The 8,572-nt window shown below is 68.9% G+C and carries 13 protein-coding genes; 7 read left to right on the top strand and 6 right to left on the bottom strand.

Features of this window, described 5'->3' with window-relative positions; genetic code table 11:
* Together pnp and ACFE8Y_RS19220 are read left to right on the top strand one after the other, a co-directional pair.
* Positions 1 to 1,202: polyribonucleotide nucleotidyltransferase (gene pnp / locus ACFE8Y_RS19225; protein WP_375465981.1), on the top strand; the 1,202-nt coding region annotated here is incomplete at its 5' end.
* A gap of 156 nt (positions 1,203 to 1,358) precedes the next feature.
* Complete coding sequence (locus tag ACFE8Y_RS19220; RefSeq protein WP_375465980.1) at positions 1,359 to 1,580, top strand: YgaP-like transmembrane domain; 222 nt, start codon at positions 1,359 to 1,361, stop codon at positions 1,578 to 1,580.
* Between the two features lie 73 nt (positions 1,581 to 1,653).
* On the opposite strand, the gene ACFE8Y_RS19215 is transcribed toward ACFE8Y_RS19220, so the two are convergent.
* A complete protein-coding gene (locus ACFE8Y_RS19215; RefSeq protein WP_375465979.1) occupies positions 1,654 to 1,920 on the bottom strand; it encodes a GlsB/YeaQ/YmgE family stress response membrane protein in 267 nt (88 codons plus the stop codon).
* A gap of 200 nt (positions 1,921 to 2,120) precedes the next feature.
* Here ACFE8Y_RS19215 and ACFE8Y_RS19210 point away from each other — a divergent pair, with 200 nt between their 5' ends.
* Entirely contained in the window at positions 2,121 to 2,480 is a 360-nt protein-coding gene (locus tag ACFE8Y_RS19210) for a RidA family protein (RefSeq protein WP_375465978.1), read from the top strand.
* Positions 2,477 to 3,580: a polyamine ABC transporter substrate-binding protein gene (locus tag ACFE8Y_RS19205; protein ID WP_375465977.1), complete on the top strand. Its 1,104-nt coding sequence runs from the start codon at positions 2,477 to 2,479 to the stop codon at positions 3,578 to 3,580. Before ACFE8Y_RS19210 ends, ACFE8Y_RS19205 begins: the two co-directional genes overlap by 4 nt.
* 163 nt (positions 3,581 to 3,743) lie before the next feature.
* Here ACFE8Y_RS19205 and ACFE8Y_RS19200 read toward each other — a convergent pair whose 3' ends face one another.
* Both ACFE8Y_RS19200 and ACFE8Y_RS19195 read right to left on the bottom strand, forming a co-directional pair.
* The gene (locus tag ACFE8Y_RS19200) at positions 3,744 to 4,154 is read right to left on the bottom strand and encodes a DUF3597 domain-containing protein (protein WP_375465976.1); all 411 of its coding nucleotides are present in this window, start codon (positions 4,152 to 4,154) and stop codon (positions 3,744 to 3,746) included.
* 99 nt (positions 4,155 to 4,253) lie between these two features.
* Positions 4,254 to 4,406, bottom strand: coding sequence for a hypothetical protein (locus ACFE8Y_RS19195; protein ID WP_375465975.1), 153 nt, complete (start codon positions 4,404 to 4,406; stop codon positions 4,254 to 4,256).
* A gap of 305 nt (positions 4,407 to 4,711) precedes the next feature.
* Between ACFE8Y_RS19195 and ACFE8Y_RS19190 the strand changes: the two genes are divergently transcribed.
* The 3 genes from ACFE8Y_RS19190 to ACFE8Y_RS19180 are packed head-to-tail and all read left to right on the top strand — an operon-like array spanning position 4,712 to position 7,248.
* On the top strand, positions 4,712 to 5,737 hold the full coding sequence (locus ACFE8Y_RS19190; protein WP_375465974.1) for an ABC transporter substrate-binding protein: 1,026 nt from the start codon (positions 4,712 to 4,714) through the stop codon (positions 5,735 to 5,737).
* A complete protein-coding gene (locus ACFE8Y_RS19185; protein WP_375465982.1) occupies positions 5,734 to 6,486 on the top strand; it encodes an ABC transporter permease in 753 nt (250 codons plus the stop codon). Before ACFE8Y_RS19190 ends, ACFE8Y_RS19185 begins: the two co-directional genes overlap by 4 nt.
* Before the next feature lie 3 nt (positions 6,487 to 6,489).
* A complete protein-coding gene (locus tag ACFE8Y_RS19180; RefSeq protein ID WP_375465973.1) occupies positions 6,490 to 7,248 on the top strand; it encodes an ABC transporter ATP-binding protein in 759 nt (252 codons plus the stop codon).
* A gap of 56 nt (positions 7,249 to 7,304) precedes the next feature.
* On the opposite strand, the gene ACFE8Y_RS19175 is transcribed toward ACFE8Y_RS19180, so the two are convergent.
* The 3 genes from ACFE8Y_RS19175 to ACFE8Y_RS19165 all read right to left on the bottom strand — a co-directional run bounded on the left by ACFE8Y_RS19175 (position 7,305) and on the right by ACFE8Y_RS19165 (position 8,319).
* Entirely contained in the window at positions 7,305 to 7,493 is a 189-nt protein-coding gene (locus ACFE8Y_RS19175; RefSeq protein ID WP_375465972.1) for a hypothetical protein, read from the bottom strand.
* A 323-nt stretch (positions 7,494 to 7,816) separates the two neighbouring features.
* Positions 7,817 to 8,128 (bottom strand): hypothetical protein, encoded by a 312-nt coding sequence (locus ACFE8Y_RS19170; RefSeq protein WP_375465971.1) that lies wholly within the window; start codon positions 8,126 to 8,128, stop codon positions 7,817 to 7,819.
* Positions 8,129 to 8,133: 5 nt separating this feature from the next.
* Positions 8,134 to 8,319, bottom strand: coding sequence for a hypothetical protein (locus ACFE8Y_RS19165; RefSeq protein WP_375465970.1), 186 nt, complete (start codon positions 8,317 to 8,319; stop codon positions 8,134 to 8,136).
* Positions 8,320 to 8,572 lie beyond the last annotated feature (253 nt).

Raw genomic sequence — 8,572 nt, 5'->3', positions numbered from 1 at the left:
ACGGCTCGGCCCTGTTCACCCGCGGCGAGACGCAGGCGCTGGTGGTGGCCACGCTGGGCACCGGCGAGGACGAGCAGTACATCGACGCGCTGCAGGGGACCTACAAGGAGACCTTCCTGCTGCACTACAACTTCCCCCCCTACTCGGTGGGCGAGACCGGCCGCATGGGTTCCCCGGGACGGCGCGAGATCGGCCACGGCAAGCTGGCGTGGCGGGCGATCCACCCGGTGCTGCCGCCGGCCCACGAGTTCCCGTACACGGTCCGCGTCGTGTCCGAGATCACCGAGTCGAACGGCTCGTCCTCGATGGCGTCGGTCTGCGGCGGCTCGCTGTCGCTGATGGATGCGGGCGTGCCGCTGCGGCGCCCCGTGGCCGGCATCGCCATGGGCCTGATCCTGGAGGGCGAGCGCTACGCGGTGCTCTCCGACATCCTCGGCGACGAGGATCACTTGGGCGACATGGACTTCAAGGTGGCCGGCACGGACGAGGGTATCACCTCGCTCCAGATGGACATCAAGATCGCCGGCATCACCGAGGAGATCATGCGGGTCGCCCTCGATCAGGCGAGAGACGGCCGCGCCCACATCCTCGTGGAGATGGCCAAGGCCCTCACCGCCGCGCGGCCCGAGCTCGGCGAGTACGCGCCGCGCATCGAGACCATGCAGATCCCCACCGACAAGATCCGGGAGGTGATCGGCACCGGCGGCAAGGTGATCCGCGAGATCGTCGAGAAGACGGGTGCCAAGATCAACATCGACGACAGCGGCACGGTGAAGATCGCGTCCGCCGACGGCAAGGCGATCAAGGCGGCCTACAACTGGATTCGCTCGATCGTGGCCGAGGCCGAGCCCGGCATGATCTACGAGGGCACCGTCGTGAAGACGATGGAGTTCGGCGCCTTCGTCAACTTCTTCGGCGCCAAGGACGGCCTCGTCCACATTTCGGAACTCGCCGCCCAGCGGGTCGCCAAGGTGACGGACGTGGTCAAGGAAGGCCAGAAGGTGAAGGTGAAGTTCCTCGGCCAGGACGATCGCGGCAAGATCCGCCTTTCGATGAAGGTCGTCGATCAGGAGACCGGCGAGGACATCACCGAGAAGCTGAAGGCGGAGCGCGGCGGCAGCGACGACGATCGCGGCAGCCGCGACCGCGGCGACCGGAGCGAGCGTAGCAGCCGCGGCGAGCGCCGCCAGTCGAACGACTGATCACCGCCGGACGGTCAGGTCCGGACGTGACGAGAGGCGCGGTCCCCTCGGGGCCGCGCCTTCTTCGTTGCGGGTGTGCCACGGTGGCTGGTCCGGGAACGCAGGTCCTTGGCCCGCGTTCGCCCCGCGACCCTCCCCGGAGCAGAGCGAGACGACATGGCAAACGAGATGATCCACGACATCTTCAGCAGCAAGCCGAACCTTTCCACCACCGAGCGGGCGGTGTCGGTGGCGCTCGGCCTCGGCATTGCGGCTGCCGCGGCGCAACCCCGGCCGAACAAGTGGCTGAGCCTTGCCGCGCTCGTCGTCGGCGTCGGTCTCGCCATCCGCGGTGCCACCGGGCACTGCGCGATGAAGGCGGCCTCCGAGCACATTTGAGTTCTTCCTGGTATCAACGCAGAAAGGGGCGCCTCGCGGCGCCCCTTTCCCGTCCGGCCCGCTCGCGCGGATCTCAGAGCGTGGTGGTGCGGGTCCGGCCGGCGATGAAGCCGTAGATGAACAGCACCACGATCGCACCGACGACCGCGCCGATGAAGCCCGCACCCTGGTTCGGGCCGTACCAGCCGAGCGCCTGACCGAGGAAGGTTGCGACGAAGGCGCCGACGATGCCGAGGATCGTGGTCAGGATGAAGCCGGTGGGCTCGTTGGGGCCGGGCATGATGAACTTGGCGACGATGCCGGCAAGGAAGCCGATGACGATGGTCCAGATGATACCCACGACAAACCCCTGAGCTTGATGCCGAATGCCCTTTGAACGCTCGGGGTGCCAAGGGGTTGCTCCCGTTCCCCGCGGGCCGGCGTCTTTTCTACCCCGTTCCCGCAGCCTGCCGGCGCAGACCAAGCCGCAGGCCCTTTACGCGGATGCCCCTGCGGCGGCAGAACCGGCGCGGATGAGGGCCGGCCGGAAGGTGATGCGACATGACGATCGAGCGGATTGAGCCGGGCCAGCGGATGGCGCAAGCGGTCGTCCACAGCGACACGGTGTACCTCGCCGGGCAGGTCGCCGCCGACACGGTGGGCACCGGCGTCACCGCGCAGACGCAAGCCATCCTGGGACAGATCGAGCGCCTGCTGGTGGCCGCCGGCAGCGGCAAGGAGCACATCCTGATGGCGACGATTTATCTTGCCGACATCGCGACCTTCTCCGAGATGAACGCGGCCTGGGACGCCTGGGTCTCGAAGGACAACCCGCCGGGGCGCGCCACCGTCGAGGCCAAGCTCTGCGGGAGCGCGTTCCTGGTCGAGATCGTCGTCGTCGCCGCGCGGATCGAACGATGAGGCCGGGCGCCCTCGTCTGCGGCATCCTGCTCGGATTGCTCCTGCTGGCCGGGCCGGCGCGGGCGGAAGGTCCCGAGCGGGTCGTCAACGTCTACAACTGGTCGGACTACATCGACCCGAAGGTGCTCGACGCCTTCACCCGCGAGACGGGGATCAAGGTCGTCTACGATACCTACGACAACAACGAGATCCTGGAGACCAAGCTGCTTGCCGGCCGCTCGGGCTACGACGTCGTCGTGCCCTCCGGCCCGTTCCTGCAGCGGCTGATCCGGGCGGGCGCGTTCCAGCCGCTGGACAGGGGCAAGCTCAGGAACCTCGGCAACGTCTGGCCCGACATCGCCGGCCGGCTCGCGGTGTACGATCCGGGCAACGCCTACGCCGTCGACTACATGTGGGGCACCACCGGCCTCGGTCTCAACCTCCGCCTCGTGCGCGAGCGCCTCGGGGCGGGCGCGGCGCTGAACACCTGGAACCTCGTCCTCAATCCGGCCTCCGCGAACAAGCTGAAGGATTGCGGGATCATGATGCTCGACAGCCCCGAGGACCTGATCCCGAGCCTGTTGCCGACGCTGGGACTGAAGAGCGATTCGAAGCGCTGGGACGACATCACGCAAGTGACCGACGCCCTCTACAAGGTGCGCGGCGCGGTGCGGAAGTTCCACTCCTCGGAGTATATCCAGTCGCTCGCCAACGGCGATGTCTGCGTCGCGGTCGGCTACTCCGGCGATGTCCTCCAGGCCAAGCGCCGAGCCGACGAGGCGAAGAACGGCGTCGAGGTCGGCTACGTCATCCCCAAGGAAGGGACGCTGATGTGGTTCGACGCCTTCGCGATCCCGAAGGATGCGCCCCACGCGGGCGAGGCCACGGCCTTCATCGACTACATGCTGCGGCCGGAGGTGGCCGCCGCCAACACCAACTTCGTGTCCTACGCCAGCGGCAACCTGCCGGCCAAGAAGCTGGTGAGGCCGGACATCCTCGCCAATCCCGGCATCTACCCGGACGAGGCGACCATGCAGCGTCTGTCGGTCAACACCGCATGGGACGATCGCACCCAGCGCTTCGTCACGCGGCTCTGGACGCGGGTGCGGACGGGGAGGTGATCGATCCCTTCACTTGCGGGAGGGGGTTGACTCTCGCGTGAGCGAGGGTCGCCAGAGGGGCGCGCCGTAATCCGGACAGCGCGCTGCTCGCCCTCCCGATCCGCTCCGCGGGTCACCCTTCCCCGCGGAGAGAGGAGAAGATCGGCGGATCGCCGCGTGAGCGTCAGTCCTTAAGGTCGGCCGGGACCTTGCCGCCGTTCTCTTCCAGCTTCTTGACCACCTGCTTGTGCAGCCAGATGTTCATGGACGCCGAGTCGTCCTTGTCGCCGGTGTAGTGCAGCTCGTCGGCGAGCTGCTTGCGGGCCGTGAGGCTCGAATCGAGACCGAGGAGCTTCATCAGGTCGACGATCGACGTGCGCCAGTTCAGCGTCTGCGCATGCTTGGCCGCCATGCCGGACAGGACCGCCTCCACGTCGACCGGGGTGCCGGCCGCGGCGGTCGATGCATCCGCCGTCGTGGTCGAGGCGGGATTGCTGGGGCCGCCCGCGGTGGAGGGCGTCGCGGAGGGCGTGGCCGCGGCGGCGCCACCCATGGGATGCAGGATCTTGCTGACGATGCTGCCGAGTAAGCTCATGGGACGTTCCCCTCCGGACATACAGCGCCTCCGGGCGGCGGTGGCGTTACAACGGGAGGCGACGGGACCTGTTCCCCAGGGACCTCACGTTCAACCGCCTCAGCGCAGGTGCGGCAGGGCCGCGCCGAGCAGGGCGAGGCCGGCGAGCAGGCAGATGCCGCTCCATCGCTCGAGCACGGGCGCCCGATCGGCATCGCGCATCGACAGGCCCGCGAGGCCGATGCCGCAGGCGAGGCAGGTGAAACTCATCATCGCGACGACCATCTTCGATACGAAACTCCCCGTGGCTGCGACTGTTCAATTCGCTGCGTAGCCCATAGCAAGAATACCGTACTCTGCAATCCAGGAACGACATTTTTGTACCGAATGTTGAGACTGATCGTCGATCCGGATCTTTTCATCTGTGAAACCGCGCCTTCGTCATCGCCGAGGTTGAACCGGTGCGAATGCTGGGAGTTCGGCGCCCCCGTCCGGCGGACGGGTCGGGATGGATATTTGATCTTCCGCCCGCCTGTGGCATGGGGACGGCCCGTCACACCGGCCGAACCCGCACTCGCATGCCTCAGCGTCCCATCCGCCGGTCGATCCTCGCCGGATTCCTGCTCATCCTCGGCGCGGCCGCGGCCGCGGCGCAGACTGCGCCGATTCCGTTGCGCATCGGCGTGATCCCGGTGATCGGCGCGGCGCCGATCTTCGTCGCCAACGGCGAGGGCTGGCTCGATGCGGCCGGGCTCAAGCCGGCCTTCACCACCTTCGAGTCCGGGCCCAACATGATCCAGGCGCTGGCGTCGGGCACCCTCGACGTCTACGTCGCCGGCATCGCGCCGCTCGCCGTCGCGCGCACCAAGAACATCGACGTGCGCGTGGTCGCCGCGACCGCGATCGAGGAGATGGTGTTCGTGGCCGCGCCGAAGCTCGCCTCCTACTTCGCGGGCGCCCCCGACAAGGCGGCGGCCTTCCGCGCGTTCCGCGAGCGGGAGGGCCGCGCGGCGCGCCTCGCGACGCAACCTGCGGGCTCGGTGCCCAACACCACCCTCCAGCACTGGCTCTGGCAGGTCGTGAAGACCGACAAGCCGAACGCCGAGGTCGTCGCGATGGGCATCGACGCGACGCAGCAGGCGCTGCTGGCCGGGGCCGTCGACGGGGCCTCGATCCGCGAACCGGCCCTGACGATCGTTCAGCAGCGCAATCCCGCGATCACGCTGATCGCCACGGGGGGTGAGATGTTTCCCGATCAGCCCGGCACGGTGGTGGCCGTGTCCGGCGCCTTCGCCGACAGGAACCCGGCCGCCGTCCAGGCCCTCGTCGAGGCCGTGGTGCGGGCGACCGAACTGCTCAGGACCGATCCGGCCCGCGCCGCGCCGCCCGTCGAGAAGGCGCTCGGCAAGGGGATCACCGATCTCGCCACGATCCGGAAGGCGCTGTCCTCGCCGGCGGCGAAGTTCACCGCCGATCCCCGCGCGATCATCGCGGCGACCAAGGCGATGCAGGCCTACCAAGTCAGCATCGGAACCCTCGACAAGGACGTGCCGATCGACGGGTTGTTCGTGCCGGGTTTCTACGAGAAGGCGGTCGCGCGCTGACGCTCCTCCGCTCGATCCTGCTCGCGGCCGCGGGGCTTGCCGCCTTCCTGCTGGTCTGGGAGGCGGCGCCCCGGTTCGGGCTGATCAATCCCGCCTTCCTGCCGCCGCCGAGCACGATCCCGGCCGCGTTCCTGCGCGAGGTCGCGCTCGGCGTCTGGTTCGAGGCCGTGGTCTCCAGCCTGAGCCACTACCTCGTCGGCCTCCTCGCGGGCGCGGGCGCGGGCATCGCGCTCGGCTTGCTCGGCGGCATGTCGCGGCCCTTCGAGGCCGCGACCGCCTGGGTGGTGCGGCTGCTGCGCCCGATCCCGGGGCTCGCCTGGGTGCCGTTCGCCATCATCTGGTTCGGGGTCGAGCCGTCGGCGGCCGTGTTCATCATCGCGATCGGCGTGTTCTGGATCGTCTTCTTCGCGACCCAGGGCGCCGTCCGAGGCGTCGACCGCGACCTCGTCGAGGTCGCCCAGGCCTTCGGCTTCCGCTCGCCGATCGCGCGCCTGACGAAAATCCTGCTGCCGGCGGCGACGCCGGGCATCCTCGTCGGCCTGCGCACGGCGCTCGGGCAGGCCTGGATGGCGGTGGTCGCCGCCGAGATCTTCGGGGTGCCCGGCGTCGGGCAGCGGATGATGCAGGCGTCGAGCCTGCTCTCCACCGACATCGTCGTGGTCTACATGCTCACCATGGCCGCCCTCTACGGCCTGTTCGATTCCGCCTTCGTCGCCCTCCAGGGCTGGCTCCTGCGCTGGCGGGCCTGAGCGATGGCCGACGCGATCATCGAATTCCGCGCCCTCGGCCTCGCCTACGAGCGCGCGGGCGTCCGCACCGTCATCCTCTCGAACCTCGACCTCGCCGTCGCGCGCGGCGAGTTCCTCGTGATCGTCGGCGAATCCGGCGTCGGCAAGTCGACCCTGCTGCGGGTGCTGATCGGGCTCGCCGCGCCGAGCGCCGGCACGATGCGCCTCGCGACGCGGCCCGGCTGCCGGACGCCGATGGCGCTGGTGTTCCAGGACGCCCGCCTGCTGCCGTGGCGGCGGGTGATCGACAACGTCGCGTTCGGATTGGAGGGCAGCGGCCTGTCCCGGGCGGAGCGCCGGGCGAAGGCGGCCGCGATGCTCGGCGTGGTGGGATTGTCGGACCTCGCCGGGCGCTGGCCGCACCAGCTCTCGGGCGGGCAGCGCCAGCGCGTCGCCATCGCCCGCGCGCTCGCGGTCGATCCGGACGTGCTGCTGATGGACGAGCCGTTCTCGGCGCTGGACAGCCTCACCCGGGAGGGCTTGCAGGATGAGGTGCAGCGCATTCAGGCGGAGACGGGCAAGACGGTGCTGTTCGTCACGCACGACATCGACGAGGCGGTGACGCTCGCCGACCGGGTCGTGGTCCTCGCCGGCAACCCCGGCCGCGTCGTGGCGGCGATGCGCGTCGATCTCGCGCGCCCGAGGCTCCGGCGCGACCGCGCCCTGCTGGAAGCGGCCCACCGGCTGCGGGCGGAGCTGTCGCGGGATTCGGCCGAACTCTGAGTGCCCTCCCGAAGCCCTCATGGCGCGAGGGCTGGGTTCCGTGAGCGAGCCGAGGCTCAAGCGGTGGAATGGTCGCGTATCAGCTTGATGATGCGGCTGCGGGCGTCGGCGTCCTCGATTCGCAGGAACGTCGTCAGCAGCACCTCGCACTCGGCCGCCGACGGCCTGTCCCCGAGACTTGCCGCTTCGCGCCGGTAGAAGTCGGAGATCGGCACGTCGAGGACATCGGCGATCCGGCGCAACATCCGCAATCCATCGTGCGGACGCGTGGCGTCCTGCATCGCTCTAAGCACCCCTACGTTCGCCATCGCCCGCCACCCTCCGTCGCATGCCCATGACCCGAACCCGACGCACCGCTCGCGCACAAACCTGTTGGCCACAACATATGCCAGCATAGACGTTCTGGGCGCAACCACGCACGACATACGTAAAAACCACGGGGCCCCGGGTACCTCCACGCGTCGGAGACGCGGACGCCGCACTGAAAATCGGCTCCGATGATTCTGGACTGACTTCCCCGCGCCATTCTCTATGAAGCTTGATCAGTCATAGTTCGCGAGACTTGATATCAAGGGACAAGACCTGTTCCGTACAGCGTAAATGCCGTCGAGGCGACCTGTCCGGAGAGCACGGCGGCGCCGAGGCCCCGGCGCCATGGATTGACCCCGCGCAGCACCTCCTCGACGGCCCACCAAGCGAGCGTGCCGCCGGCCGCGATCCGCAGCCCGAGCACGACCGGCTCCGGTCGATCGAGGCTCCAGCGCACCGCGCTGATCCCGAGGAAGAGCCAGAGGGGCAGGTTCGGCCACTGACCGACCGTGATCGCCCCGGTGAGCCGATTTCGGAACGTCCAGTCGGCGAGGCGGCGGAGGGCGGTCATCGCGATCAGGTCCGTTCGGTGCCGTCCGATCGCCGGAGGGGCGCGCAGATCTGCGGGCTGATCCTGTCGAGGGTCGCGCAGGCGTTGTCGCGGTACCACGCGCGGAGCGCCGGCTGCCCGGGCGCGACGTACATCGCAACGAGCACGAAGCCGCCCGCGAGCAGGATCAGAAGCACCAGGAGGTTTCGCATGTCGGAACTCCGAACGATTCGCGGTCGCGCAGGTTCGCCGGAACGAAGGCCGGTCCGCACAGGCAAACGGCCCGGCTGCCTTGTGAGGAAGCGGGCCGTTGGAATTCGGGAGCGGCGCGAGAGTTTAGCGAGGCGAACCGACAACGACGCGGGTCCGAATCCGGTTCCAAGTCGTACCGACGTCCGGCCAAGGTGCTTCGAAGATCATTCCGGCCGTCCGAAGCGCGCGAGGACCCTGGAACCCTCGCGGGAC

The organism is uncultured Methylobacterium sp., from assembly GCF_964242245.1.
GTDB lineage: Bacteria > Pseudomonadota > Alphaproteobacteria > Rhizobiales > Beijerinckiaceae > Methylobacterium.
The sequence above is the reverse complement of the archived record's forward strand: the minus strand, read 5'-3'. Positions and strand labels throughout refer to the sequence as shown.